Here is a 23,862-nt window from a genome sequence, read left to right on the forward strand (position 1 = left end):
GTCTATTCTTGAAATTATGGTAAAATATAGTCATTAGGATGAAGGAGGGTTTTCATGAGACGCTATATACATACCGGTATTCTCGCAGGCGCAGTCCTACTTGCCGGATGCGGTAAAGAACAATACTTAGACCTTACATATGATGCCAATTACTGGGGCGGTATTTCGACTACTTTTGATGGGCAAGAGATACCGGATCTCCCCAAAAAACAAACGGCTGCTTTGTTGAAGGTTTGTCAGCAAAAACCAGACATGAAGCACTTACCTGACCGATACGTGCAACACGAAGGGTTTGACTTATACTTCCTGCCTCCGAATGTCCAAGGGCGTGAATTCCAACACGTTCGTTTCCTATCAGACGAAAAAAAGGACTATCTGGCGTGTCAGCCGATACGCCATGCGGATTATGCGGTCCATCAGATTAAACGAAGTGATTATCCATTCGTCGATTGGTCAAAACAACCGGTTAAAGCTAAATCGACGATTGTCCGCTTTAAACCTGTACCCAAAAAAGTAATGGATCAGCAAAAACAGGAAAATGAAGAAAGTAAGCAATCGAAAGAGATGGGACATTACCTCTTCCCGTCCTACCAGCTGTCCTTACCACCGGAAGGTCAATTCGTTCTTTTCATGAAAGACAAAAGTAAGGACGACGAACAAACACTCTTTGAGACGACCGAATCCCTATCCGGTTCCGAATTGAATTTAGCTTTTCGTGTCATTCCGAATAGTGGTTTGCAACATACATCAATCGAACTAATGACCAGTGGTGATCGTATCGGAATTCCATCCGTCATTCAAGATCATGTGATGGGGCAATCGTATCAAATCGAACGAAAACAACTTCCTGATACACTTTCAGTGGGACAGACGTTTCCTTTTGCGACTGTTCGGAAGAAAGAAGAAGGCAAAATCATTCAGGAAACATCGATTTATATGCGTCTCAATCCGACTTACGAAAAACCCGCGAATTACAAATACGTATTCTTTGATACATCGCCAACCAGCTATGTCGGTTTTATCCATCAATCACCGAAACAGCTCGTCGAGAGCGATTATAAGTTTGTCTCGGCAATACCGGATAAATTAGCGAAAAAAATCGCTCAGGAATTAAAAGAGACCGATGTCATGGAGCCACAGGGCACGAAACTAAATCAGAAAAAATTAACATTGATGCGCCAAGGAAAAAGCCAAACGTTCGAGCTATTTGAACGCAAACGCGCCAAAAAGCTTGAAATCTATGTCGTCAAAAAGGGAACAAAGAACGGTGCTAAGCTGTCGGGTACGACAAGTGAAGCACTCAGTGAGGTGCTTAACAAATGAACAAACGTTACTGGATCGGACTCACACTTGCAGCAACGCTCGCGTTAAGCGGTTGTCAAAGTGATGCGCCGAATTTCAAATGGGATTACTTATCGAAATTGTATGATGGAGCGCGGTTTAAAGGCAAAGAACCTCCGAAGATGTTATCGGAAAAGGAAATGAGTGTCATCATGGAGGAGTGTCGATCAAAAGCGGTAAAAGCTCCAAAAAATTATTCTTACGGTGACACGTTCTCCGTCGTGATGACGGCACCATTTGAAGATTACTTAGGACAAATGGCTCGTTATGTCCAGTCCGGAGAACAAACATATCTGTATTGTCAGAATATGGCTGACAGCGAGTATCACCTCTTATCAACCAAACAAGATGTCTTCGCGAAAACGAAGCTGGTTGAACATCCGAACGAGTTAGAAGTCCATCCAGACACCATTAAAAAAGAGGACTGGTTCTCACGTGATGATAACATCATAAACGGTTCTGTTCGAAAATTAGCGCTACCTGGATCAGGTTACCTGGTGATGAAAGCGACTGATGTAACGAAAAAAGACGAACGAAAGACATTCGTCGTCTATGCAGAAGCCCTTACTCCCTTTACTGAAGATACGAAGCTTTATCTGACGTACAATGAGAAATATAATGAGAATGACGATATATCGTATAACTCCTTTGTACGCATACCGCAATTGATCAGTGGACAGCAGATGGAGACGTCGATCCATGCGATGAAACAGCCCGGAAAAGTCCGCTTCATTCCTGGTGACGGCACACCGGAACATTACGGCACGCTTATCGCAACAGAAAAAAACGGACACCAATTCCGCTACGAATTGTCGATTCAGCACACGATGGAACGTCCGTCTGAGCTTGCTCGACAGGACTTATCGGAAGAAGATGTTCTATCCACTATCAATGACATAACACTCTTCCATCAAAAGCAGTTCAAGCATTATCTTTATGATCAAAGCGATTCTTCTAAAGATCGTCTTAAAGTCGAGGATACGATCATGATGACGAGTGATGAGTCCGGGAAATTGCAAAAAGCAATCAAGACAAGTGAACAGGCTGACGTACGAGGAAAACGAGCGAAGTGGAAATACTTGACGTTCCGAAAAGGAGTGAAAGGACAACAATACGAAGTTTATCTCGATAAGCGTGTCAAAAAGACCGATATTTACTTGAGAGATCCGAAACGTGACGTGTCGATTCATCTTTCGGCGACAGGTCGTGACATCATTCTCTCCCTATTTGAGCTATACGAAAAATGACTCACACCATAAAGATGAGATGTTGGAGCAAGTAAATCAAGGAACACCAGAAGATGAAAGCAATCCCCTCGCGTAACCACTCTTTACGCGTCAACGGTTCACGTAAGAAGGACACGCAAGCGAATAGTAAGACGAAGAAGTAGAGATAAATGAAGCCACCGCTCGTCAAGAAACCAAAGAGCAGGATCATACCACCGAGTACGGACAGGCTAGAGACGACAGGTTTACGATAGACCATGCGGTGTCACCTCGTTTCATCTAGTTTGTTAAAGTATACCCAGATTACGGAAAAACAATCTAATCTATCATTACAAACAACACCCCTGAGAGAAATCTTCTCAGGGGTGTTAGTATTTATTCCACGATGGCACTGTGATCAGCGACGATCGCATATTCCGTAACGGTATTCGACGTCACGAGCGGTTTGACTTCGGACGTTCCGTTATCCCGCTTATGGTGCACGCCTTTGTACGCTTGACTCTCTTGCCACGCATGGAATGCTGCTTGATTCGACCACGTCGTCATGATCGTGACGATGTCTTCTTCTTCCTGACTGATATCGACGAGGACTTGCATCCGGTGGAACCCTTCCATCCGTTCAATTCCTTTCGTCGTCTTAAAACGCGCTGCGACTTGATCTGCTGCACCTTTGACGACGTGTAACTGGTTCATGACGATCCACATGTTCTTTTCCCCCTTTTTTCGTCTTCAGTATACTAGAAGTCACGGGTCGTAGAAAACACGAATGCGTTATCGCTTGGTAACGTCAAGCGTTGGATTGTCTCTTTTCCGTCTACGCTCGTCGCGATCATCTCGAAGTAGAGCGAATGCGGGAACGCATCCGGTAACGGTTGAACGGTATGGAAACGTTCCTGATCTGCTACCGACAATGAGCGTTGCATCGGACGAAGCGGCGCTTCGCCATCAGCCGTCGTCTTATACGGCTCGAACCGGATCGATTTCATTTGCTTCGAACCGTTCATGCCGTAGGCGACAAGGTATCGACCTTCGTCCGTCGTCAACAAACGACCTTCAAACCAATCCGTCTCCCTCGTCTGTTTCGAGCGAATGATTCGGTCGATTCGTTGTGCCTCATCGGTTTGTTGCAGGAGCAAAAACAAGCGGTCGTGTTTCGCTTCAAGATACGCGACTGCGTAATGGTCAGACAGTCGTTCGACGAAGTAGACGTCGCGCGCTTCAATCGGCGTGTTCGTCATCTGTGTATATAACTGGGCGACTTGCTTCGCCGTAAAAGAAGCGGTCTCTTGACGTGGCTGAATCCCCGTCAGCGTTCCGAGCACGAGACCGAACAATAATATGAGGAAAAGACGCCGTTTCATCAGTCGACCTGTTTGACGAGCAGATGATAGCTCATCCCTGGTGGATAGTCATCGATTCGTCCGACTTCGACGAATCCTTGTCGCTCATAAAACGGGAGCGCTTGAAACGAGAATGTCTCGACGCGGATTCGCTGAACACCCGCTGCTCGTGCCCATTCCTCCAGTTGACGGAATAATTGAGTACCGAGCCCACTTCCCCGTTCCTCTTCGGCAACGAAGAACCATTCAATATGTAACCAGCCCCAGTACATTTCCCCTGAGATGCCGCCGATCGGTTGATCATCACGCGTCGCAAGTAATGTGACGGCTTGTGTTCCCTCGGAGCGTTTCGTCGCATGAAGCGGTGAACGCTCGACATTGTATTGACGCACTTGTTGCCTAAGCCAGTCCTGTCCGTCCTCATTTTCATTAAGTTGAAATTGCAGCATGTTCAAACTCCTTTCTTGTTATAGTAGTAGTGGAGGTGAATCCGATGGAACCTACGTTCCAGATTGATTGTACGAAGTGTTTTGGTTTATGTTGTACCGCACTCGCTTTTTCGAAATCCAGTGATTTTGGTCATGACAAACCGGAAGCGACACCGTGTCGTAATCTTGACGCGGACTACAGCTGTCGCATCCATGACCGGTTACGCGACAGCGGCTACAAAGGCTGTACCGTCTATGATTGTCTCGGTGCTGGACAGCATCTGTCACAGCGGACATTCGAAGGCGATGATGCACCTAAGCGACGCCAAGCGATCTATGCTGCCTTCCCGAAGATGGTTCATTTGTTTGAGATGATGTGGTACATAACCGACGGGAAACGTGATGTCACGCGTGACATCCACGATCAACTCGATGAGACGCTTGCCGCACTGACTCGGTACGCGGCATTACCAGCCGATCAATTTGAACGACTTGACTTGATACCGGTTCGTCAAACCGTCCGACCACTCCTTGAAATGATTGCATCGCGTGTTCAAGCTCAGTATAGCGGAAGACGCGACCAGACACCACGCGACTGGGTCGGAAAACAGCTACAAGGACGTAATTTCTCAGGTGCCAGTGTTCAGAATCAGTGGTTGCTCGCGACGAACTTGTCGCACAGTAACCTGCGCGGAGTAAACTTTCTCGGGGCTGATTTGCGAGACTGTAACGTCAAGGACGCCGATCTGACGGACGCGCTCTTTTTGACACAGGCACAAATCAATGCGGCAATCGGCAATGCCGCGACACAGTTACCCCGTCGCTTACTCCGTCCGTCCCATTGGCGTTAAACAGAAGCGAACGATAAGGAGGCACGTTTTCGGTCGATTGATCCGAAAGCGTACCTCCTTTTGCTTGTTATCGTTTCCCGAGCGTAAAGCCGTCAAAATAACGCCCGCCGAATAGTGCGAGATAATCATCGACTAATGCGACGACTTCTCGTCGGTCATCCGATTGATAATACAACTCGAATGCCGTTGTGTGTCGACTAGCATAGTCTTCGTCAAACTCCGCAAGAGCACGGATCGCCCACTTCCCTTGCCCGATGTAGCGACGATTGGCGCGAAGGACGAACTCGATGCTCTGTTCATATAAACGTGACGCAATCGCTAGACCTTCCGCGCGGTTCGTCACACTCTCGAAGTCGTCGAGCATATCACTTAAAAAATAACGTGCGCGCTCTTGTTCCGAAGTCGTCCACGCAATCGGTCCGTCCGCCAATTGTTGAACGGCTTCCTGACGGATAGATGCAAGTCGCGGATGATCCTCGATCGTCCAACTGTCAGCAATCATTCGTTGCAGGGACGGGCGACCACGTTCCCGATCACTCTCGAAAAACGACTGAATCGTCTCAAAGGAATGGACGAATGCTTCGATCGGGACACCGTCATGGATGAACGACTCCCGGTACGCCTGACCTCGACTTGCTTCAAAAATGATCACATCGACATCTGATTGTGCGGTCGCTTGCCCACGCGTAAAACTGCCGGCAAGTAAAACAGCACAGTGATTCGGGTACCGTGACGCAACGAGCGGCATGATCCAGTCGCACCACTCCATGCGTGTCTTAGTCTTCAACTTGTTCACCGATTCCGGAGAAGACGGCCAGTTCGTCACCCGGTACGGCAACGATCGTCGCGTCGGCTCGGTGTGGCGCGAGACCGATATCGATCGCCCACGATTCATAATATGTATCCGATCCGTTCAGGACGAGCGTTTGTCCGTTGCTAAACGTTAGGAATAAGTGGGGTGCCGTCTTTCCGATCCGGACACCGGTGATGCGTTCCGCGTGAAGCGAGACGATCAAGTGTAACATCTCTTCCTTCGTCGCATGGCGGACGACCCAGTCCTGTGTCGTCTCGACATCGCCATAAAACAGACGATCCGTCTCGATCCGAAGTCGTAGTTCAGGCGCAGTCGTATCGAACAAATTGATGAATTCGAGCGTGACGTAGCCTGCGACATGGACCGTCGCTAACTGTGTGCCGATGAAATAGGTCGTCAAAAGCTGACGGGCGAGTTGATGATCTTCTTTGTTCATGATGAGCACCTCATTTAAAAAGAATGAATGGTATCGGGATGAGTCCGAGAAACTTACTTCCACTCAATTTACCACAAATTAGTCGATACGAACATGAGAAGAAAGGCTTGTTTTCGGTTTTCTGCGGCACGGAGGTGAGAATACGGTATACTGATGAGGAACTGACGTCGATCGTGATCGACAGAGAGGAGCTCCATTCATGCAATATTTCTACATGAGACCCTATCCGGATGATCCAGACTGTTCTACGCAACAAGAGGAAGCCGACAAGATTGATGTGACGACACGTGTCATCGAGACGCATGATTCAGCGAAACGACGGACGGAATTAGAACAGATGCTCGAGACCCTTCAGACGGGAGACGAAGTCATCGTCACGCATCTCTACATCTTAGCAGACTCGACGAGGCACTTGATCGAGATGCTCGAGCACATGGAGACACGCGGTGCGACGCTGTGGTCACTCCGCGAACAGATTCGGACGAGCGAGCGTGCTTCCTTGTCGTTTCTTGAAACGGCACGCCACCTGGTCCAGCTGCAAAGTGACGTCATCAGCATGTCGACGCGTGCCGGACTCTCAAAAGCAAAAGAACAAGGAAAGCAGACCGGTCGACCGCGGAAGCCGGATGAAAATGTCCGCCGCGCGATCGCGATGTATCAAAGTAAAAACTATTCGCTCGCTGATATCCGCGAACAGACCGGTATTAGTAAAAGTACGTTGTACCGATATCTCGAAAGCGAGACAATCGATACAGATAAAGGCTGACTCCATCATGGAATCAGCCTTTTTTTTAGCTATTTTGCTTTAAGGTGTTGCCGAGCCATTTTTGGAGGGCTTTTCCGCCTTCATAGAACGAGCTGTCTCGTAATTCATACGTATGACCGCCTTGTTCGATCAAGTCGAGGAACGTATTCCCGACGTCCCGGTTTTCCCATTTCCGCTGATCCGTCAAATACTTGAAACCGAAGTTACATTCGACGTTGAAGATGATGTGGAACGGTTCCTTGAACGATTGGACGGCGCGAATCATCTCGATCAAGATCATCCGTTTCGGTGATGACGCTTCGAACGTATCGAACAGCGTTGTCCGGCGTCCGTGAAACTCGATGACGCGGATCGCGCGACCGGTATTCGCTTTAAAATCATAACTCGTCCGGATCGAGACGATGATCTCGCGTTGGTCTGGTTGTACTGGCATGGTGTATCGCTTCCTTTCTCTCGGTCGATTATAGCATGGAGCTGCTTGAATTTAATAGATGTCAACGACTCGGTCTTAAGAAGGATTGTCGTAATCCAAAATTTGTCTTATACTAAAATTACCAAATACATAAAGGAGCGTTTTCGTGAAACATCTATTTTCGATACTCCTCTCGGCGAGTCTTTTGTTCACGGGTTGCTACTGCACCCTCGACGAACGGACGGACGAGCCACACTTCAAATCGCGTGCCCGCTCCATCTCCTCGTACCATACCTTCGACATCGAATATGCGAAAGGGCTACGGAAGGAGCAAGTCTCAAACCGAACAGTCACCGTGACGGATTCGAACGGTGAGCGGATGCACACGGAGATTGAAGTCCTTGACGGCAAAGAGATCCGAATCAAACCGCCGCGCACTGGATACAAAAAAGGACGTCGCTACATCATCCACATTCGGGATTCGATCGACGCCCGCAAACAAGTCCATACGAATACGATTCGGGAACGAACCTTCACTGTCGACCGCTGACAGACAAGGTTCGTTTTTCATTTGGATCGAGCCGGAAAGATCGTATAACTCATTGAGATGACCCCATCGATCACGAGGACGAGTCCCCACAATTGTAACGTCCGTAAGAGACTCTCCGTCTGCTCAGCATCTCCCAGCCACAAAATCATCGCACCGAGTAACGTCCCACCAATCAAAAATGCCAGCACGTGCCGATAGAACCCGTTTCGCTCTTTACGTGCCTTTGAAATGCGCTCCCGTGATACTTGTTCTCTCAGGATGAACCGGCGATACATCCCGTCCGCCCAGGCAATCATCTGTTTCCCGAAGGCGAGTGAGACGCCGATATAGATCGCAGCAAGTCCGTGCGCGATCGTCGCTGTGCTGCCGCGACTTAAGTCAAACACCGTTAAGACCAGTAAGACAATATCAATGACCGGTGACATCGCCATCAATCGAAAACCGAGTCTTTCGCGCCTGAATCCATAACGCACGATCAGTCCGGCGACAATGAATACCCAAAATAGAATCTCACAACAGACGATTGCCCACGCGACGAGTTGCATATCAATCCTCTCCTTTTTAATACGACTGTATCATAAAGATAACACCTCTTTCATCGCTTGACTAGTCTTTTTAATACATTCGTGCTAAAAAAGATGATATACTTGAGACATGCCAAAACATGTCAATCACGAAGAACGCAAACGCCTCATCGCCGAAGCGACGTGGCGCACGATTTCTCAAGTCGGTATTGAACAAGCCAGTGTCCGGACGATCGCCAAGGAAGCGGGACTCTCACTGGGTGCCTTACGGTATTACTTCACGACCCAGGACGAGTTGCTCCGCTTCTCGATGGACCTCGTCCAAGAACGGGTCCAAGCACGCATCACAACCATTTTCGAGAAAGGAGGAACCCCGGAAGAAACGTTATGTGACGTCTTACTTGAGGTCTTGCCTTATGCACCCGAGCATCAGCTCGAGATGCAGGTCTGGTTTCAATTCATGATGTCCGCGTATTCATCGCAAGCGACGGAAAATCCGGACGATATCTACCATATGGTTCAAGTACTGTTGACACAGATTCCGGACGGTACACTCCGCGCGGGCTTAGACATTGAGCTTGAGAGTGAACGGCTCGCAGCACTCGTTGACGGGTTAGCCTTTCATGCTCTGTTTCGACCAGAACGATTACCAAAAGAACGCCTGCGTCATGTGCTCGTCCATCACTTGAACGCCCTCTTCGTCCGTCCTTTAGCGATCGACGACAAATAACCCGCTGTTCCCTTTGCGCGCGAGGGAAACAGCGGGTTTTTCATCGTCTTGCTTCTACGAGAATCAACGATAAGGAGCGAATCAAGAAGAACGTCAAAAACGCTGCCCAGACGCCCTGATTTCCAAAAGTCGGTGTCAGCAGGAGGACGACCGCAAAACCAATTCCTGCTTGAATCATCGAATTCCGAACGGGTGTTGCTTCAACCCGCCCGGCAAAGATGCCTTCATAGATCATCGCCCAACCGGCGAGGAGCGGTAGGATGATGATCCAGAAGTAATAATCGCGCGCTGCGTCTAGGATTGCCTCTTCTGAAGTGAACAACTGAAGGAGCGGTGTCTCAAGGAAGAGGAGCACCAGTGACCAGAAGACGACCGAGTAGAATCCAAACGTCCGTGCCAAACGGACACTCGTCCGGTATCCTGCCTGATCCTGATGCCCTCTCGCCCGACCGACGAGAACCGTTGACGCATGACCGAGTCCACCGAACCAGTACGAAATCAGATACTGGATTTGTAGCAGGATCGCGTTGGCTGCGAGGACATCCGGTCCGAATTGTCCACCAGCACGTGTGAACCAGCCGGTGACGAGTAGAAGGAAAATCGTGCGAATGAACAAGTCACGATTGACTTGAAAGAATTGACGGTACGCTTGCCATGCCGTCAAGGCGCGCCATTCATCACGCGTCATCGATAAATGACCACGAATCAGGTACAGACTACAGACGACGATGCTGATCTCCGCGATGACGGTCGCAACCGCAATTCCAGCAACACCGGCATCCAATCCGTAGACGAATCCGATATCGAGAACGACATTGACTCCTGTACTGAACAATTGGACGAACAAGGCGTCCTTGACCTGACCGGTACCAATCAACCAGCCGAGTAACGCATAACCCATCAACACGAACGGTGCGCCAATCATCCGGTATGAGATATACGTCTTGACCGCACCGAGCAAGTCAGCGGGTGGTGCCAGTAAGTACAGTCCGATTTGCTCGAGCGGCTGTCGGAACAACAGGATGAGCAGACCGATACAAGCTGCTAGAAACAGCGGTCGGTAAAGTGACGTCCGTAAGGCGTGCACGTCATTCGCCCCGCTTGCTTGGGCACTGAATCCTGTCGTACTGACTTTTAAGAAACCGAACAACCAGTAGATCGTATTGAAGAAGACGGCTCCGACGGCGATGCCGCCGATCGCCCGCGGATCACCGGATTGACCGATGACGACGGTATCGGTCACGCCAAGCAAGGGTGTCGCAATACTTGAGAGAATCAGCGGATACGCGAGTAACCAGTACGTTTTGTGGGTCGGTTGTGCGTTCACCATGTTCCGGCCTCGACGAATAGTTGAGTATACGCGCCACCTGATTCCAATCGATCAATCAAATCAACAGCGCGACCGTCACGTAAGACGAGTATTTCCGAACAGAGGCGCCGGATGAAGTCGATATCGTGCGAGATCAATACGAGACTGACACCGAGTTTCTGCTGCAAGCGTTCCAGCAGTTCGATGATCTGCGCCCGAGAGACGACATCAAGTCCCGTCGTCGGTTCATCCATCACAATGATGTCGGGTTCAATCGAAATCGCGCGGGCAATCGCGGCACGCTGAATTTGTCCTCCGCTCAATTGATGGGGCAATCGATCGAATAACTGTTCCTCGACCCCGACCGCAAGTGCGAGGGCAGTCATAAGATCCTCTTCTGACGTAGCTGGGAAATGCCGCAAGATCGGACGATGCTGATGAAACGGTTCAAGAATCGATTCCCGTACCGTCCATTCTGGATTAAAGGAAGCGAGAGGATGTTGAAAGACGGCTTGAATAGCTCGTCGCTCGTTTCGTTGCCCACTCGGAAATCCCTTTCCATGTAAGGAAATCAGACCATGCGTGGGTTTAAGCAGACCGAGGATCAATCGTCCGAGTGTCGTCTTGCCACTCCCACTTTCCCCGATGATGCCAAGTGACGCCTTTTTCGTCACGTGAAAGGAGATATTCGACAAGATGGACTGATCCTTTATCTGATAAGTAAGATTTGTTACGGATAAGACTGGGTACATGAACTCTTCCTTTCTTCCAGTGATGTACGATGCGCTTGCATCAAGCTGTTCGTGAACGGATGACGACTTTGCTCGATCATCTGTGGTGTTCCCGTCTCGACAATTCGTCCATCCTGCATCAAGACAAGTTGCTCGCCATAATGTAAAGCAGGTCCTAATTCGTGGGTGACGAACACAATCGTTGCCCCGTACTGGTGTTGGTACTCGGTCAACCAGTCGAGTAAACGACGTGTCAAGACGGGATCGAGTGCCGTCGTTAATTCATCTGCTAAAATCAACCGTGGTTTCAAGGCGACGGCAAACAGGATCGCAAACCGTTGCAATTGCCCACCGCTCAACTCTGCTGGATACCGATCCAACCAGGTCAGGTCCAACTCAAGCGTTCGTAAGACGTCATCGATATAAGGATGATCGATCTTGCGCCCATGTGCGCGATATGTATCCCGTAACATCTGACGCATCGTCAAAAACGGAAGAAACGCATCAGTATACTGCTGCGGTATGTAACCGATATCGAGACCACGCCGAAGCGGTTCGTCCGAGATGACTTCTCCCTTCGACGACATCCCGTCCGGCAATCGATCCAGTAATCGTTTCAGCAAGAGCGTCTTACCGCTCCCGCTCGCTCCGACGAGACAGATGAATCGATGAGCTGGTAGCGATAGATTCACGTCATGCAGAAGGACGTGTTTCGCCCGAACGTGTAAGCTCCGAATCTGAATCATTTACGTGTCCTCCTTTTTTCTTCATCCATCGCGTCCATCCCATCGTCGCGACGACGGTCAAGACGATGCACGCACCTGGCAAAAGCATGAGCCGGGGTGCCGAACTGAAATAAGGACGTCCTTCGTTCAACATCGCTCCCCATTCTGGCAGTGGTGCTTGGACACCAAGCCCGATATAAGAGAACGCTGATAAGAATAAGATGACTTTGCCAACATCCAAACTCATTAACACGACGACTTGCCGGATGATGGGCGGTAAGATGTGGCGTCGTAAGATCATCCTGTCTGTTAACCCGTTGATGCGTGCCATGCTGATGTATGGCTTTTGCATCGTCTCGGTCACAAGTGTCTCACTTAATCGCGCGTAGGAAATCCATTTGATGAGTAAAATCGCAAAGATCAAACTTTGAGGACTGGCACCAAATAATCCAGCGATGACGAGTGCTAGAACCGTGTCCGGTAAAATCACGAGACCATCTTCTAATCGATGAATCAAGCCCTTGAGTCGTCCATCATAAAAACCGGCTAGACATCCAAGACAGGTACCGATGCAGGCTGTGAGCAACACCGTAATTAGACTGAAACCTAAGGATATCAAACCAGCTAAAAAAAGACGAGCTGCGAAATCTCGTCCTAAACCGTCTGTTCCGAGCCAATGTTCGAATGAAGCAGGCTCAAGTCTTTTCGCTACGCTTGTATCAAATGGATTAACGTATACGGTATATGAAATAAATAGTAGGAGACATCCTCCGAAAATGAGCCATCTTTTTTTCATGTGTGTGTTCCCTTCTGCCAATCTGGTCGTAACGCCCGGTTTAGCGACCGGATACCTTGATGCAAGACAAGAATGATGCCTGTCGTCAGCAAGATGTAGCCTTGAATCAGTGGATAATCGCGTTGCAAAATCGCATCGACCATTAACTTTCCGACACCTGGATACGCGAACAGGACTTCGAGGACGACGACACCCCCGGCAAGACTGCCGAGCGTCAGACCGAACACGGACAGGACCGGTGGCAAACTGCCGCGTAACGCATAACGCCAAAGAATCGTCCGCTCGGATATACCACGCATCCGTGCCAACTCAATGTACGGTTGGTTCAATTCACGGCGTAGATTCAGTCGAATCAATGGAATATAAACGCTCGCAAGTGGAAAGCCGAGCGATAGAGCCGGGAGGACAAGTGACGTCATCCCCTCCCGCCCCATCACAGGTAACCATCCGAGACGGACGGCAAACAGGTCGACGAGCAACAGACCGATCCAAAAACCAGGCACGGTCGCTCCGCTCATGCTGACAAGGTGCGCAAGACGGACGACGCTTCGGCGCGTCATCAAGGCGCTACCGATTCCTAGGGGTAAGGCGATCAATAAGGCAATCAAAATACCGCCAAGTGCCAGCTCCGCTGTCACGAGATAACTCTCTAACAACATCTCGATGACCGGTCGCCCCGTCTGTAACGAGTTTCCGAGACGTAAGGTGAGTATGTCTTGCAGCCAACGGACGTACTGGACGAGCAACGGCTGATCGTATCCTAATTCACGGCGCGCGGCCTCGATTTGTTCGGGCGTTGCTGATAATTCATCGATATTCAATAACGTCAAGACCGGATCACCCGGCAGTAACCGTAACAAGACAAAACAACTGAACGTGATGAGTAGAGTGAATAGACTCAGCGATAGCAGTCGTTTGACGATCGAATGCATCAATCGGTCACCTGCAACGTGTTCGTGATCATGTAGTATTCACTCTTTTCCGTTTTCCATCCTTTGACGCGTTTGCTGTCATAGGCGACGAGTGTTGAAGGATGGAGCAAGAAGCTATTGTAGCGTTTCTCGTCGACATATCGCGCGATCTGCTCCGCAAGCCGTGATCGCTCCTCGATCTGAATCGTTTCATTTAACGTCTCGATCTGTTTCGTCAACTTCGGATCCGCGACACGACTGAAGTTCAGTCCCCCGTTCGGATGATAGGTCGCGTTCAAATAATATCCAGCATCCCCACGCGGAGCTGTCAGATTGCTGTACGTCGCGATATCCCAGTCCCGGTTACTTGCCATGTATTCTTCTGGGACATCGATTTGTTTAATCGTGATCGCGACACCAATCTTTTTCGCGTCATCTTGAATGACTTGAGCGATCAACGGCAGGTCTGGTCGAGCCGCATACGTCAATAACGTCAGCTTTAAAGGACGACCGTCCTTTTGCATCCGTCCGTTTTGTTTTGTATAACCGGCTTGTTTGAGCCATTCCTCAGGCGTCTTATGCACTTGTTGCGGATAGTTCGGAGCAAATGGGAATGACGATAGGAACGGACCACGTGCTGGCACCGCATATCCTTGGAGGACGTGATCGACGAGTTGCTTTCGATTGATTAAAGCATCCATTGCCTGTCGGACTTCAAGCGATTGCATCGGACCGTTCGCGACATTCATTGTCAACTGATGGACACGGAACGTATCCGTCGCTTGGACTGTTAATCCTTCAGACTTCAACTGCTTGACACTCTCGATTTCCGGTCGATAGACGATATCCGCCTGTCCGGCACGCAAAGCGTTCGTCCGTGCGCCAGCATCTTCGTTGAAGACAAAATCAACGGAATCAAGTTTCGCTTGTTCTTGCCAATAGGACTTGAAACGTTTTAACTCGACTTTTGTTCCCGGAGCGAACCGCTCGACTTGGAACGGACCGGTTCCCATCGGTTCCTTCGTTACCCCGCTCGCTTTCGTGTCGATGATTGCTGTGTTCGGATTGACGAGTTCCGAGATGAACTCTGGATATGTCGTCTTCGTTTGAATGAGCAAATCGGGTCCGTCCGTTTTGATCGTCTCGATATTCAAGGCATTCTTGACACCTGGATTTTCGTCGATTGAGCGTTCGAGAGACGATTTGACGGCTGCCGCATCAAGTTGTTTCCCATTATGGAACGTCACGTCTTCCTGTAAGACGATCCGCCATGTTCGCTTTCCTTCGTAGGACCATTTTTTCGCAAGCCACGGCTCGACCGTCAATCGTTCGTCATCAAGACGGACGAGCGTCTCCGTCACCCCTGCGCGAAGCGGAACATAACTGCTGTCGCGATGCGGATCGAGCGATTGTGTCGCGAAGTTATAGACGAACGTCAAATGGTTTTGCTCTTGTGGCTTATCAGAAGCAGCACAACCGGCAAGTGTCAAACCGAGGAAGACACTACCGATAAGGCTAGCAGTTTTATATGTAGACATTGTTCTCCACCTTTAATTCGGAATAATTACGTTTTACATCATATCGTAACGATTCCGATTTAACAAGCGTCTTTTCTATTTCTCTATATTGAATTTGCCATCAAAAAAAATACCGAATCAACTACAAGCGAACAGCTCGTGTGATTCGGTAGCGGTGTATTTCTTATAAGACGTCGACGAATTGTTTTGCCTGACGCTCGAGTTGTTTCGCTGAATCAGCCAATTGATCGAACTCACTGACCGTATGTTCGAGTTGCCCCGTACTGTCCTTGACCTTAGACGAAATCCGCTCGATGCTGTGTGAAACATCTTCAATCCGCTCAACGATCCCTTCAATGTTGTTCTTGATTTCTCCGATTGAGTGCGACACTTTGTTCGACAGGTTTCGGACTTCGGTCGCGACGACATCGAACCCACGTCCATGTTCACCAGCACGTGCCGCCTCGATCGCCGCATTCAAGGCGAGCAGATTCGTCTGCGCTGCAATATCACGGATCGTCTTGACGATGTCGGTGATCGAGTTCGCATCCTTTCGTAAGGCAACAAGGCTCGACAGATTCTCGACGGATTCCGCCTCGACTTGTTGGACGGTCGCCAGCACGTTCAGACCATCCTGACGACCACTCTCCGATTTGACCGTCAAGAACGCGGATGTCTCGTTGAGTTCAGCCGCCATCCGTAAGACGTCCTGTTGGCGAATCGTAATGTCCGATGCAATTTTTGAGACACCGACAACCCGGCGCCCGTCATCCGAATAGATCGGCATATACGTCGCTTCGAGCCATTTTTGTTGCCCATCGGCAGCCCGGCGTTCAATCTTGTCCTGATAGGTGATGCCTTGCATCAATTTGCGCCAAAATAACTCGTAATCTGGACTATTGACGTACGCAGGAAAGCAAAGGTCACGGTGGTATTTACCGATTAGCTCTTCCACTTCATACCCCATCGTCCGGGCAAACAACTCGTTGACATATGCGACTTTCCGTCGATCGTCGAAGCGAATGATTGCCAGATTTTGCTCGATTGCTCGAATGACTTGTGTGTCGGTGACGTGTGCTGCCTGTTCTTGCATCGACATGCCGATTCCTCCCCGGATTCAAACTCAAGGTCATAATGCTCCTTTTGTCATATTATCCCTTATATCGACAGGTTCCTGCCATTTTAAACTGTAATCTAGTAAATAAGATACGATTATTAATACGCACTCCATCCACCATCGGCGACGACGATCGCCCCGTTAACAAAACTTGCCTCGTCAGACACGAGGAACAATGCCAATTTTGCGATCTCATCCGGCTGACCGGCACGTGGATTGAGTCCCATGCCAAGCATTGCGCGGCCCATCCCGAATTCATTCAGGTTCGTCATCGATTGGCCGATGTTCGTCTCGACGGCTCCAGGTGCGATCCCGTTACAGCGGATTCCCTCTCCGGCGTAAAAGAAGGCGGTATTCTTCGTCAGACCAATGACGGCATGTTTGGAAGCGGTATAGGCTGCTCCTGCCCGGGCACCGTTCAGACCACCGATCGAGATGTTATTCAAAATGACACCACCTTTTACTTCCTTGAAATGCTTGACCGCTTCGCGCATCAGACGCATCGTTCCCGTCGTATTGACGGCGAGAACGTGATCCCAGCGTTCATCGGAGATGTCTTCCACTCCCTCCATTCCGTCCATGATACCGGCATTGTTGACGAGAACGTCCAGTTTGCCGTAAGCCTCAAGCGCTTGTTGGACGAGTTCTGTTGCTGCCTTTGGTTTGGCGATATCACTCGCAACAGCGATCGCTTCTCCCCCTGCTTCCTTGATGTCAGAGACGACCCGTTCCACGGTTTCCAACCGAATGTCCGCTGCGACGATCCGTGCGCCTTCTTGTGCAAACAATTTGGCCATGGCTTCACCCATTCCTGAGCCAGCTCCCGTGACGATGATCGTTTTACCTGTTAGTCGCATCATGAATCATCCTTTCGTTTATCGTGATACTAATCTATTCCCGAAAAAGGCTCTAGTTTAGTCAAACGTCGTGTCAATTCCATGAAAAAAAGACCCGACGATTTTCGTCAGGTCCTGCAGTTAATGCGTTGCAATTGTTTCAATGCGACATCAACGTTGAGCCGTTTTCCGGATTTCTCCGATTCTCGGAACTTGCTCGGATCAAATAATTTAAATTGATGATTGATCCAGTTTTGTCGATAGATTTCGTGTGCTTGTTTTATGATTTCTTCGTCTGACAACTGTTTCATGTCTATTTCCACGCAGTCGAAATCATCTACACCGAACTCAAAACCACAGCATGGACAAATTTCGTTACTCCCCGCAAAGTGTTCATAATATGGTGGATCTTCAAGTTTATCGCACCCACACACAGGACAGATATAATACGGATCGTTTGGTTTCAAAGATACGATGCCTCCTTAGCTAATGATCATTCTTATATCTATCGTACCCTATCTAATCGTTACTTTTGAGATGGAGTCATGTTATGACCACATAAAAAAGACCCGACGAGTTCGTCGGATCTTTGGACTTGCTTATTGCAGTTCGCGGCTCTTTTCTTCTTGTTCGTTGTTCGATTTATTTTTTGCTTCAAATTCAGCGCGTGTCATAACGTCCTCGACGTGCATGTTGACTTCGACGACTTCAAGTCCTGTCATGTCGCTGATCGATTTTTTAATTTTAGCGACCGTCTCTTGGAAGATTGACGGAATGTTTTTACCGTATTCGACGATGACTTTCAAATCGAGTGCGACTTGGCGTTCGCCGACTTCCGCACCGATTCCTTTCGTGATGTCTTCCGAACTCCGGAGACGATCCGTCAGTCCACTCATGAATCCACCACTCATTGACAAGATGCCTGTCACTTCATTCGACGCGATCCCTGCGATTTTTTTGATGACTTGATCTTCGAACGTCAATTTATTCTCGCGTACCACTTCGTTTTCAGTTGTTGTGTTTACTTCGTTTGCCATTTGAAATCTCTCCTTTTGAATGTGTAGTTAAATATATATGAATCAGTCCCGTTGAAAGAACTGAATCCACCCTTCGATATCGAGCGCACCATCGCGCCACTTCCCAAGCAAGAATCCGATCGCTGCGAAGGCAACGATGAGAATTGTCGGACCAAAGCCAATCGTCAAGAATAAGATGGCGAGGATTAGACCGACAAGTCCTCCGATCAGTCGGAACCGATACGGGTAAAGTGCTTCCCTTGTCTTCATGTTCCCTCTCCTCTCTTAGACGACACGTTCCGATGTTTTTGTTTTCGTGTCACTGATTGTGACCTTCGTACTCGTTACCGGCAACTCGAGTAAGGATTCGACGGCTTGTTTAGCGCGTTCTTGAATATCCTTCGCGATCGTCGGCAGTCCTTCTTGTCCGAAGACCGAGCAGTCGACTTTTAAAGCAACCGTCTCTTTTTTCGAATGGATATCGGCATGGACACGCGGTGTCCGTACGCCACCAATCCCACGAATCGACTCCAGTGCCGTCCGTTCGATTGTTTCCTTCGAAATCGTAATCGTTCCGTCACCCGTTTGAATCAACAGACGTTGACCTTTCGAGCGGCTGAATAATCCTGTGAATAATAGAATGACGAATACGAATGCTAAAAAACCTCCGATGGATAGAACGGTATAGCTATACCATTGCTGATCCTGCCACTGCTCGATTAACGAACTGAGCCGTGGAACATCATACACACCGAGCACAAGCAGCCCGACACTGACGAGTCCGAGTATGCCTATGATGACGAGTAAGAATCGATTGAACCCATTCATCTGCACCTCTCCTTTACGATTGTTAACTTCTTTCACCTAGGTGATTCAACACATGAATTATTATGTGTATGGTGTGTTTATTCCCGTTCATTCGAACCCGAAACATTTACATACACTTTCGTTAAAATGTTCATATATTCTGATTTTTCAGACTATAATTAGTAAAACAAGTGGATTTTTTACTATATTTAACGAAAAAAGACCTCTTTCAACTAAAAAGAGGTCAACAATCTAATCCGTTTATCATTTCCCGCATACTTCGTCAACACGTTTTTTGAAAATGATCATTCCACTTCGATCGGAATGGCAAAATAACCGTTTCCTTCTTCCCACCCTGCTCTAATCTGATAGACATATTTTCCACGGGTCGTTGGCAAAGTGATATTTTCTACGTCCTGAAACGTTCTAAGCTTTTTTCCATTTGTAACGGACCATAACTCAACGGCAACATTTTTTGGATGCGGACCATCTCGAAAAAGAATCGACATCTGTTCTTCCGGTGCAACGCGTTCACCTTGTTTCTTTTTTACTTGTTCAACTGGTCCGATCTTTGCATCAGCCGTCTCTCCTAAAAAGAGACCCGACCACGTATAGGTTCCTAAGTACACCTTTGCTTCACGATTTTCAATCGTCACGTCGGGTGCTGGTGGTTGATGGCGGAAAGGATCCAGCGAGAAGAGTAACCCTAAACTAATCAGCACTATACCAATAAACGTTTGTTGTTTCACGAGGCAACCTCCTACACAATGTTTTCAAATCAATAAAAGCGGCAATACCTTTCAAGGAGTACGTTATTCAAAAGGAGGAGTTCAGATGATTCAGGATAAAGTCGTCATCATTACAGGAGCATCAAGCGGGATTGGGGAAGCAACCGCTAAAGAACTTGCAAAACAAGGAGCAAAACTCGTTCTTGCTGCACGCCGGGAAGATCGTTTGCAAGAACTCGTCAAAGCCGTTGAAGCAGAAGGTGGTCAAGCCGTCTACCAAGTGACGGACGTCACGGATCGCGAACAAGTCGATGCACTCGCTAAGCTTGCGAAAGACAAGTTTGGCTCAGTTGATGTCATCGTCAATAACGCTGGATTGATGCCACTATCACACCTCCACAAGAATCAACAGGATGAATGGAATACGATGGTCGACGTCAACATTAAAGGTGTTCTCCACGGAATCGGAGCCGTCTTGCCGTACATGCGCGAACAAAAAAGCGGACATGTCATCAACATCTCGTCTGTCGCAGGTCACGAAGTCATGCCGTCGAGCGCCGTCTATAGCGGTACGAAATTCGCCGTTCGCGCGATCACGGAAGGTCTCCGCAAGGAAGAATCGGTCGACAATCACATCCGTGCAACGATCATCTCACCGGGAGCGGTCGATACAGAACTGAAGGACCATATCTCGGATGACGAGATCAAACAAGGGATTGGTGACTTGAAAGCGATCGATGCGAGCGCGATTGCGCGTGCCATCGCTTACGCCGTTAACGAACCAGAAGATGTCGCGATTAACGAGATCCTGATTCGTCCAACGGCTCAACGTTAATTATTTGTAGATTTGTAGACAGGACCCCTCATTAGCCAAACAGCTAACGAGGGGTCCTGTTCTGTTTAGAGTAGTCGTTCCGCAATAAGTTGGTACGACTGCAATCGTTTTTCTTGATCAAAGGCATTGTTGATCAGTAAAAACTGATCCGTTTGATAACGCGTTGCTAACGTCTCAAGTTCTCGTGCAATGACATCCGGTGTTCCGACAATCGCTCGGCGGCGATCTTTCTGAATCCGTTCCGCTTGCACGTCATTCCAGACCTTTGCTTCTGTCGTCGTAAACGACGGTACAATCGAATTCCCGAGTCGGACACCTTGAATCCAGGCATCCTGTGTTCGAGCGAGACGTTCTGCTTCTTCTTGTGTCGGAGCACAGATGACGAAAACACAGACGATGACGTTCTTCCCGCCTGCCTCGCGATATGTCGAGAGCGTCTCTTCCCAACGATCCGGATTGATGAAGTGACCAAACACGAGACCACGGTCTTGTTCTGCTGCAATCCGCGCGCTACGTGGCGACAGACCCAAGATCGAGATCGGCGACGGTTTTCGGTCACGCGGTGTCGTCTTGACGATCCGGTACGGGTGTCGATTCGATAGACTGTCTGTTAAGAAGCCCGCCGTTTCATTGACGAGTCGACTAAACTCCGCCGCCCGGTTTTCTTCTCCATCCGTCAACGCAAGTCGTGTCCGTTCACTCCCGCCCGGAGAATTACCGATCCCGAGTTCGATCCGTCCCGGATAAAATGCATCGAGCGTCGCAAAGCTCTCGGCGACTTTCAGTGGATGATACTGCGGCAACAACACTCCACCTGAACCAAGCTTGATTTTTGACGTCTTCGCACCCATTCGGGCGATGAACAACTCCGGTGCCGCACTGAGCAAACCGTTCGTATTATGATGTTCGGCGAACCAGTACCGTTCATAACCGAGTCGCTCGGCTTCTAAGACGAGTCGTTCCGTCGCTTCCATCGTCGCTTCGACCGTATCGCCCTCATGTAACGGTACTTGATCCAGTATTCCTAGTCGCATCACGCATTCCTCCTCTACCCTTTCAGTGTAAAGGGTGGAGGAACGGAGTTCAAAAACGAGGCTCAGACACGGACGAGACGATCTTCGATGATGACGCCATCTCGCATCTCGATCGTTCGGTTCGCCCGTTCGGCAAGTGCCGGATCGTGGGTGACGAACAGGACGCCGCAGCCTTTTTCTTCGTTTAATGACCGTAAAAGATTGAAAATGATTTCTCCCGTATCCGTATCGAGGTTCCCTGTCGGCTCGTCGGCAAGCAACCATTTCGGTTCATGGACGAGTGCTCGGGCAACGGCGACCCGTTGTTGTTGTCCACCGGAAAGTTGCGACGGCAAGCTGCCTGCTTTATCGGCGAGACCGACTTGCGCGAGTAACTGCTCGGCGCGTTCTTTTTTATCGTATGGTACTTTTCGACCGAACAAAGGCGCCATGACATTCTCAAGCGCCGTCAGCGTCGGAATCAAATGAAACTGCTGGAAGATGAAGCCGATGTTTTCGAAACGAAAATCGGATAGTTCCTTACTGTTCAATTTATTGATCGGCTTTCCGTCATAATGCAACTCCCCACTCGTCGGACGATCTAGTGTCCCGATCAAACTGAGTAACGTCGACTTTCCAGAACCTGATGGACCGATGATCGAGATGAAGTCACCTGCTTCAAGCGTCACTTCGATGTCTTGTAACGCATGTGTCTCGACTCCGTCTCCCGAAAATGATTTTCCCATCTGTTTGCATTGAAATGTTCCTTCCATATGTAACCCTCCAAAATTCGTGATAACGTACTATTCAAGAATTTATTGGGAATTCCTTCTAAATGAAAGGAAATAAAAAACAGCATTCTTGAGGAACAAGAATACTGTCAAGAAACACGTGGTTGAATGGAAACGAAATTTTTACGATAGACGATCTCATACGGTAAAACGAATAATAGACAGGCAAGAGCCGTGAACTGAATCATGCTTCCGGTTGGTGGTAGCGGAGACAGCGATGCATCATGCCACGCTTCATACAAACCAATGAAAAGAAACAGGACGACACTACTCGTCGTCACGTAGATGAGTAAACGAAGGGTCAATGGATAATGACGGACGATCCACAACATTGGTAAACCAAAGATAAAATAAGATAACGTCATCGCAAACGTTCCGAATTGATAGACGATCTCAAAGTCGATCGTCGTCAAGAACGAATATGCTGTGAACGCTAAGAACGAAAGAATCGTCACAACAGCCGCATAACTGATCCAGCGCATACGGTTGGGCTCCTCTCCTAAATGTCGTTCCTGTACGCGCGATCGCAACAGAAACCGGATATGTACAATTAGTGTAGGCAGTCCGATTTCATTTGTCAATTGTCTTCAGATTGACTTATTCAGTCACTAAACGATTGCACTGGAAACGGATTCATTGAATAATGGAAAAAACGAACTAGGAAAGTGAGGTTTTACCGATGGATGAGCAACTCACGATGTTTCGTGATCGCTTTGAGGCTACTCCTGAACGCCACGAGGGTCTTTCGTATGACGTGCTCGAGTCTCGCCTGACGCCTTCGAAACGAACTGCCCTTGCTTGGATGGAACAGACAGGTGGAGAGCCGAATGTCGTAGCTCTTAATGGACGACTCGTCATCGTCGACACTGCCAAAGAGAGTCCAGCTGGTCGTCGAAGCGTCTGTTTGGACGAATCCGCTCGACTTGGTCGAAAGAAAAATGCGTCCGCAGCAAGTGTCGAGTCGATGATTGAGACGCTAGAGGTGCACCTCTTAACACCAGAACAGTATCAAGAACTACAGACGCAGTTTTCGTTTGACGAAAAAACTTCCAGTTGGCTTGCGACACCGGACGTGATTCGTCAAAAAGGCGGTGCCCTATACGGAGATCGTCGTTATGAGACGACGTTCATTTATCACAACGGAGCGGATTCCTATTATGCGAGCCGAGGATTTCGTGTCTGCATTGAGCTAGACTATTCCAAAAACACTCTACGATTAAAGTAGAGTGTTTTTTGTAAATTATAGGTAATAAAACCCAATTATGATATGATGGTCGATGAATAGAGGAGGTGGACGTCATATTTGTATTGG

Annotated in this window: 32 protein-coding genes; 8 read left to right on the forward strand and 24 right to left on the reverse strand. The window is 48.8% G+C overall.

What is annotated here, in order from left to right; all coding sequences use genetic code 11:
* Nucleotides 1–54: 54 nt before the first annotated feature.
* The gene (locus tag EXW93_RS08165) at nucleotides 55–1,323 is read left to right on the forward strand and encodes a hypothetical protein (protein ID WP_174316322.1); all 1,269 of its coding nucleotides are present in this window, start codon (nucleotides 55–57) and stop codon (nucleotides 1,321–1,323) included.
* A complete protein-coding gene (locus EXW93_RS08170; RefSeq protein ID WP_174316323.1) occupies nucleotides 1,320–2,588 on the forward strand; it encodes a hypothetical protein in 1,269 nt (422 codons plus the stop codon). The genes EXW93_RS08165 and EXW93_RS08170 overlap by 4 nt, the downstream gene beginning before the upstream one ends.
* A gap of 1 nt (nucleotide 2,589) precedes the next feature.
* Here EXW93_RS08170 and EXW93_RS08175 read toward each other — a convergent pair whose 3' ends face one another.
* From EXW93_RS08175 to EXW93_RS08190, 4 genes are all read right to left on the reverse strand, one after another.
* Complete coding sequence (locus EXW93_RS08175) at nucleotides 2,590–2,826, reverse strand: hypothetical protein (RefSeq protein ID WP_055968171.1); 237 nt, start codon at nucleotides 2,824–2,826, stop codon at nucleotides 2,590–2,592.
* A gap of 116 nt (nucleotides 2,827–2,942) precedes the next feature.
* Nucleotides 2,943–3,272: an antibiotic biosynthesis monooxygenase gene (locus EXW93_RS08180; RefSeq protein WP_174316324.1), complete on the reverse strand. Its 330-nt coding sequence runs from the start codon at nucleotides 3,270–3,272 to the stop codon at nucleotides 2,943–2,945.
* Nucleotides 3,273–3,304: 32 nt separating this feature from the next.
* Nucleotides 3,305–3,928, reverse strand: a complete 624-nt coding sequence (locus EXW93_RS08185; protein WP_174316325.1) for a hypothetical protein — start codon at nucleotides 3,926–3,928, stop codon at nucleotides 3,305–3,307.
* A complete protein-coding gene (locus tag EXW93_RS08190; protein WP_035397323.1) occupies nucleotides 3,928–4,356 on the reverse strand; it encodes a GNAT family N-acetyltransferase in 429 nt (142 codons plus the stop codon). The genes EXW93_RS08185 and EXW93_RS08190 overlap by 1 nt, the downstream gene beginning before the upstream one ends.
* Before the next feature lie 44 nt (nucleotides 4,357–4,400).
* On the opposite strand from EXW93_RS08190, the gene EXW93_RS08195 reads away from it, so the two are divergent.
* On the forward strand, nucleotides 4,401–5,186 hold the full coding sequence (locus EXW93_RS08195) for a pentapeptide repeat-containing protein (RefSeq protein WP_174316326.1): 786 nt from the start codon (nucleotides 4,401–4,403) through the stop codon (nucleotides 5,184–5,186).
* Nucleotides 5,187–5,253: 67 nt separating this feature from the next.
* Here the strand turns inward: EXW93_RS08195 and EXW93_RS08200 are convergent, their stop codons facing one another.
* A complete protein-coding gene (locus EXW93_RS08200) occupies nucleotides 5,254–6,081 on the reverse strand; it encodes a nucleotidyltransferase domain-containing protein (RefSeq protein WP_254606197.1) in 828 nt (275 codons plus the stop codon).
* Entirely contained in the window at nucleotides 5,963–6,436 is a 474-nt protein-coding gene (locus EXW93_RS08205) for a hypothetical protein (RefSeq protein WP_029341746.1), read from the reverse strand. The genes EXW93_RS08200 and EXW93_RS08205 overlap by 119 nt, the downstream gene beginning before the upstream one ends.
* A gap of 199 nt (nucleotides 6,437–6,635) precedes the next feature.
* On the opposite strand from EXW93_RS08205, the gene EXW93_RS08210 reads away from it, so the two are divergent.
* Nucleotides 6,636–7,202, forward strand: coding sequence for a recombinase family protein (locus tag EXW93_RS08210; RefSeq protein WP_174316327.1), 567 nt, complete (start codon nucleotides 6,636–6,638; stop codon nucleotides 7,200–7,202).
* 25 nt (nucleotides 7,203–7,227) lie between these two features.
* Here the strand turns inward: EXW93_RS08210 and EXW93_RS08215 are convergent, their stop codons facing one another.
* Entirely contained in the window at nucleotides 7,228–7,635 is a 408-nt protein-coding gene (locus tag EXW93_RS08215; RefSeq protein WP_174316328.1) for a hypothetical protein, read from the reverse strand.
* Between the two features lie 145 nt (nucleotides 7,636–7,780).
* On the opposite strand from EXW93_RS08215, the gene EXW93_RS08220 reads away from it, so the two are divergent.
* A complete protein-coding gene (locus EXW93_RS08220) occupies nucleotides 7,781–8,164 on the forward strand; it encodes a hypothetical protein (protein WP_058713111.1) in 384 nt (127 codons plus the stop codon).
* A gap of 17 nt (nucleotides 8,165–8,181) precedes the next feature.
* On the opposite strand, the gene EXW93_RS08225 is transcribed toward EXW93_RS08220, so the two are convergent.
* A complete protein-coding gene (locus tag EXW93_RS08225) occupies nucleotides 8,182–8,709 on the reverse strand; it encodes a hypothetical protein (RefSeq protein WP_174316329.1) in 528 nt (175 codons plus the stop codon).
* A 109-nt stretch (nucleotides 8,710–8,818) separates the two neighbouring features.
* On the opposite strand from EXW93_RS08225, the gene EXW93_RS08230 reads away from it, so the two are divergent.
* Entirely contained in the window at nucleotides 8,819–9,418 is a 600-nt protein-coding gene (locus tag EXW93_RS08230; RefSeq protein ID WP_058713112.1) for a TetR/AcrR family transcriptional regulator, read from the forward strand.
* A gap of 40 nt (nucleotides 9,419–9,458) precedes the next feature.
* On the opposite strand, the gene EXW93_RS08235 is transcribed toward EXW93_RS08230, so the two are convergent.
* The 13 genes from EXW93_RS08235 to EXW93_RS08295 form a co-directional block, all read right to left on the reverse strand.
* Nucleotides 9,459–10,748, reverse strand: a complete 1,290-nt coding sequence (locus EXW93_RS08235; protein WP_174316330.1) for an MATE family efflux transporter — start codon at nucleotides 10,746–10,748, stop codon at nucleotides 9,459–9,461.
* Nucleotides 10,742–11,422 (reverse strand): ABC transporter ATP-binding protein, encoded by a 681-nt coding sequence (locus EXW93_RS08240; protein WP_174316331.1) that lies wholly within the window; start codon nucleotides 11,420–11,422, stop codon nucleotides 10,742–10,744. Before EXW93_RS08240 ends, EXW93_RS08235 begins: the two co-directional genes overlap by 7 nt.
* Before the next feature lie 35 nt (nucleotides 11,423–11,457).
* Nucleotides 11,458–12,204: an ATP-binding cassette domain-containing protein gene (locus EXW93_RS08245; protein WP_174316332.1), complete on the reverse strand. Its 747-nt coding sequence runs from the start codon at nucleotides 12,202–12,204 to the stop codon at nucleotides 11,458–11,460.
* Nucleotides 12,152–12,979 carry an ABC transporter permease gene (locus EXW93_RS08250; protein ID WP_174316333.1) on the reverse strand — a complete coding sequence of 276 codons (828 nt, stop codon included), beginning with the start codon at nucleotides 12,977–12,979 and terminating at the stop codon, nucleotides 12,152–12,154. Before EXW93_RS08250 ends, EXW93_RS08245 begins: the two co-directional genes overlap by 53 nt.
* The gene (locus EXW93_RS08255) at nucleotides 12,976–13,911 is read right to left on the reverse strand and encodes an ABC transporter permease (protein ID WP_023468365.1); all 936 of its coding nucleotides are present in this window, start codon (nucleotides 13,909–13,911) and stop codon (nucleotides 12,976–12,978) included. Before EXW93_RS08255 ends, EXW93_RS08250 begins: the two co-directional genes overlap by 4 nt.
* On the reverse strand, nucleotides 13,911–15,428 hold the full coding sequence (gene nikA, locus EXW93_RS08260; protein WP_174316334.1) for a nickel ABC transporter substrate-binding protein: 1,518 nt from the start codon (nucleotides 15,426–15,428) through the stop codon (nucleotides 13,911–13,913). The genes EXW93_RS08255 and nikA overlap by 1 nt, the downstream gene beginning before the upstream one ends.
* A gap of 163 nt (nucleotides 15,429–15,591) precedes the next feature.
* Nucleotides 15,592–16,506 carry a methyl-accepting chemotaxis protein gene (locus EXW93_RS08265; RefSeq protein WP_023468367.1) on the reverse strand — a complete coding sequence of 305 codons (915 nt, stop codon included), beginning with the start codon at nucleotides 16,504–16,506 and terminating at the stop codon, nucleotides 15,592–15,594.
* A 116-nt stretch (nucleotides 16,507–16,622) separates the two neighbouring features.
* Nucleotides 16,623–17,381: an SDR family oxidoreductase gene (locus EXW93_RS08270; protein ID WP_174316764.1), complete on the reverse strand. Its 759-nt coding sequence runs from the start codon at nucleotides 17,379–17,381 to the stop codon at nucleotides 16,623–16,625.
* Between the two features lie 107 nt (nucleotides 17,382–17,488).
* Nucleotides 17,489–17,671, reverse strand: coding sequence for a hypothetical protein (locus tag EXW93_RS08275; protein ID WP_143013614.1), 183 nt, complete (start codon nucleotides 17,669–17,671; stop codon nucleotides 17,489–17,491).
* Between the two features lie 288 nt (nucleotides 17,672–17,959).
* Complete coding sequence (locus EXW93_RS08280; protein WP_023468370.1) at nucleotides 17,960–18,397, reverse strand: Asp23/Gls24 family envelope stress response protein; 438 nt, start codon at nucleotides 18,395–18,397, stop codon at nucleotides 17,960–17,962.
* 42 nt (nucleotides 18,398–18,439) lie between these two features.
* Nucleotides 18,440–18,646, reverse strand: coding sequence for a DUF2273 domain-containing protein (locus EXW93_RS08285; RefSeq protein WP_023468371.1), 207 nt, complete (start codon nucleotides 18,644–18,646; stop codon nucleotides 18,440–18,442).
* Between the two features lie 15 nt (nucleotides 18,647–18,661).
* Entirely contained in the window at nucleotides 18,662–19,204 is a 543-nt protein-coding gene (amaP, locus tag EXW93_RS08290) for an alkaline shock response membrane anchor protein AmaP (RefSeq protein WP_023468372.1), read from the reverse strand.
* Between the two features lie 284 nt (nucleotides 19,205–19,488).
* Nucleotides 19,489–19,932: a hypothetical protein gene (locus tag EXW93_RS08295; RefSeq protein WP_055968215.1), complete on the reverse strand. Its 444-nt coding sequence runs from the start codon at nucleotides 19,930–19,932 to the stop codon at nucleotides 19,489–19,491.
* 85 nt (nucleotides 19,933–20,017) lie between these two features.
* Here EXW93_RS08295 and EXW93_RS08300 point away from each other — a divergent pair, with 85 nt between their 5' ends.
* Nucleotides 20,018–20,746, forward strand: a complete 729-nt coding sequence (locus EXW93_RS08300; protein WP_023468374.1) for an SDR family oxidoreductase — start codon at nucleotides 20,018–20,020, stop codon at nucleotides 20,744–20,746.
* A 65-nt stretch (nucleotides 20,747–20,811) separates the two neighbouring features.
* Here the strand turns inward: EXW93_RS08300 and EXW93_RS08305 are convergent, their stop codons facing one another.
* The 3 genes from EXW93_RS08305 to EXW93_RS08315 all read right to left on the reverse strand — a co-directional run bounded on the left by EXW93_RS08305 (nucleotide 20,812) and on the right by EXW93_RS08315 (nucleotide 23,032).
* Nucleotides 20,812–21,780: an LLM class flavin-dependent oxidoreductase gene (locus EXW93_RS08305; protein ID WP_174316335.1), complete on the reverse strand. Its 969-nt coding sequence runs from the start codon at nucleotides 21,778–21,780 to the stop codon at nucleotides 20,812–20,814.
* 62 nt (nucleotides 21,781–21,842) lie between these two features.
* Nucleotides 21,843–22,532 carry an ABC transporter ATP-binding protein gene (locus tag EXW93_RS08310; protein ID WP_023468376.1) on the reverse strand — a complete coding sequence of 230 codons (690 nt, stop codon included), beginning with the start codon at nucleotides 22,530–22,532 and terminating at the stop codon, nucleotides 21,843–21,845.
* Nucleotides 22,533–22,639: 107 nt separating this feature from the next.
* The gene (locus EXW93_RS08315; protein WP_023468377.1) at nucleotides 22,640–23,032 is read right to left on the reverse strand and encodes a hypothetical protein; all 393 of its coding nucleotides are present in this window, start codon (nucleotides 23,030–23,032) and stop codon (nucleotides 22,640–22,642) included.
* A gap of 197 nt (nucleotides 23,033–23,229) precedes the next feature.
* Between EXW93_RS08315 and EXW93_RS08320 the strand changes: the two genes are divergently transcribed.
* A complete protein-coding gene (locus EXW93_RS08320) occupies nucleotides 23,230–23,775 on the forward strand; it encodes a DUF4256 domain-containing protein (RefSeq protein ID WP_174316336.1) in 546 nt (181 codons plus the stop codon).
* The last annotated feature ends 87 nt before the right edge of the window (nucleotides 23,776–23,862 follow it).

This window comes from Exiguobacterium sp. JMULE1 (assembly GCF_013337175.1).
Lineage (GTDB): Bacteria > Bacillota > Bacilli > Exiguobacteriales > Exiguobacteriaceae > Exiguobacterium_A > Exiguobacterium_A indicum.

What these genes read in the sequence shown, in the direction of transcription:
- EXW93_RS08170 (WP_174316323.1), top strand. Translation starts at nt 1,320, where the DNA reads ATGAACAAACGTTACTGGATCGGACTCACACTTGCAGCAACGCTCGCG.
- EXW93_RS08175 (WP_055968171.1), bottom strand. Translation starts at nt 2,826, where the DNA reads ATGGTCTATCGTAAACCTGTCGTCTCTAGCCTGTCCGTACTCGGTGGT.
- EXW93_RS08315 (WP_023468377.1), bottom strand. Translation starts at nt 23,032, where the DNA reads ATGCGCTGGATCAGTTATGCGGCTGTTGTGACGATTCTTTCGTTCTTA.
- EXW93_RS08195 (WP_174316326.1), top strand. Translation starts at nt 4,401, where the DNA reads ATGGAACCTACGTTCCAGATTGATTGTACGAAGTGTTTTGGTTTATGT.
- EXW93_RS08245 (WP_174316332.1), bottom strand. Translation starts at nt 12,204, where the DNA reads ATGATTCAGATTCGGAGCTTACACGTTCGGGCGAAACACGTCCTTCTG.
- EXW93_RS08280 (WP_023468370.1), bottom strand. Translation starts at nt 18,397, where the DNA reads ATGGCAAACGAAGTAAACACAACAACTGAAAACGAAGTGGTACGCGAG.
- EXW93_RS08235 (WP_174316330.1), bottom strand. Translation starts at nt 10,748, where the DNA reads ATGGTGAACGCACAACCGACCCACAAAACGTACTGGTTACTCGCGTAT.
- EXW93_RS08215 (WP_174316328.1), bottom strand. Translation starts at nt 7,635, where the DNA reads ATGCCAGTACAACCAGACCAACGCGAGATCATCGTCTCGATCCGGACG.
- EXW93_RS08305 (WP_174316335.1), bottom strand. Translation starts at nt 21,780, where the DNA reads ATGCGACTAGGAATACTGGATCAAGTACCGTTACATGAGGGCGATACG.
- EXW93_RS08255 (WP_023468365.1), bottom strand. Translation starts at nt 13,911, where the DNA reads ATGCATTCGATCGTCAAACGACTGCTATCGCTGAGTCTATTCACTCTA.
- EXW93_RS08275 (WP_143013614.1), bottom strand. Translation starts at nt 17,671, where the DNA reads ATGAAACAGTTGTCAGACGAAGAAATCATAAAACAAGCACACGAAATC.
- EXW93_RS08320 (WP_174316336.1), top strand. Translation starts at nt 23,230, where the DNA reads ATGGATGAGCAACTCACGATGTTTCGTGATCGCTTTGAGGCTACTCCT.
- nikA (WP_174316334.1), bottom strand. Translation starts at nt 15,428, where the DNA reads ATGTCTACATATAAAACTGCTAGCCTTATCGGTAGTGTCTTCCTCGGT.
- EXW93_RS08185 (WP_174316325.1), bottom strand. Translation starts at nt 3,928, where the DNA reads ATGAAACGGCGTCTTTTCCTCATATTATTGTTCGGTCTCGTGCTCGGA.
- EXW93_RS08210 (WP_174316327.1), top strand. Translation starts at nt 6,636, where the DNA reads ATGCAATATTTCTACATGAGACCCTATCCGGATGATCCAGACTGTTCT.
- EXW93_RS08310 (WP_023468376.1), bottom strand. Translation starts at nt 22,532, where the DNA reads ATGGAAGGAACATTTCAATGCAAACAGATGGGAAAATCATTTTCGGGA.
- EXW93_RS08230 (WP_058713112.1), top strand. Translation starts at nt 8,819, where the DNA reads ATGCCAAAACATGTCAATCACGAAGAACGCAAACGCCTCATCGCCGAA.
- EXW93_RS08165 (WP_174316322.1), top strand. Translation starts at nt 55, where the DNA reads ATGAGACGCTATATACATACCGGTATTCTCGCAGGCGCAGTCCTACTT.
- EXW93_RS08190 (WP_035397323.1), bottom strand. Translation starts at nt 4,356, where the DNA reads ATGCTGCAATTTCAACTTAATGAAAATGAGGACGGACAGGACTGGCTT.
- EXW93_RS08285 (WP_023468371.1), bottom strand. Translation starts at nt 18,646, where the DNA reads ATGAAGACAAGGGAAGCACTTTACCCGTATCGGTTCCGACTGATCGGA.
- EXW93_RS08270 (WP_174316764.1), bottom strand. Translation starts at nt 17,381, where the DNA reads ATGCGACTAACAGGTAAAACGATCATCGTCACGGGAGCTGGCTCAGGA.
- EXW93_RS08265 (WP_023468367.1), bottom strand. Translation starts at nt 16,506, where the DNA reads ATGTCGATGCAAGAACAGGCAGCACACGTCACCGACACACAAGTCATT.
- EXW93_RS08200 (WP_254606197.1), bottom strand. Translation starts at nt 6,081, where the DNA reads ATGAATCGTGGGCGATCGATATCGGTCTCGCGCCACACCGAGCCGACG.
- EXW93_RS08300 (WP_023468374.1), top strand. Translation starts at nt 20,018, where the DNA reads ATGATTCAGGATAAAGTCGTCATCATTACAGGAGCATCAAGCGGGATT.
- amaP (WP_023468372.1), bottom strand. Translation starts at nt 19,204, where the DNA reads ATGAATGGGTTCAATCGATTCTTACTCGTCATCATAGGCATACTCGGA.
- EXW93_RS08250 (WP_174316333.1), bottom strand. Translation starts at nt 12,979, where the DNA reads ATGAAAAAAAGATGGCTCATTTTCGGAGGATGTCTCCTACTATTTATT.
- EXW93_RS08225 (WP_174316329.1), bottom strand. Translation starts at nt 8,709, where the DNA reads ATGCAACTCGTCGCGTGGGCAATCGTCTGTTGTGAGATTCTATTTTGG.
- EXW93_RS08205 (WP_029341746.1), bottom strand. Translation starts at nt 6,436, where the DNA reads ATGAACAAAGAAGATCATCAACTCGCCCGTCAGCTTTTGACGACCTAT.
- EXW93_RS08180 (WP_174316324.1), bottom strand. Translation starts at nt 3,272, where the DNA reads ATGTGGATCGTCATGAACCAGTTACACGTCGTCAAAGGTGCAGCAGAT.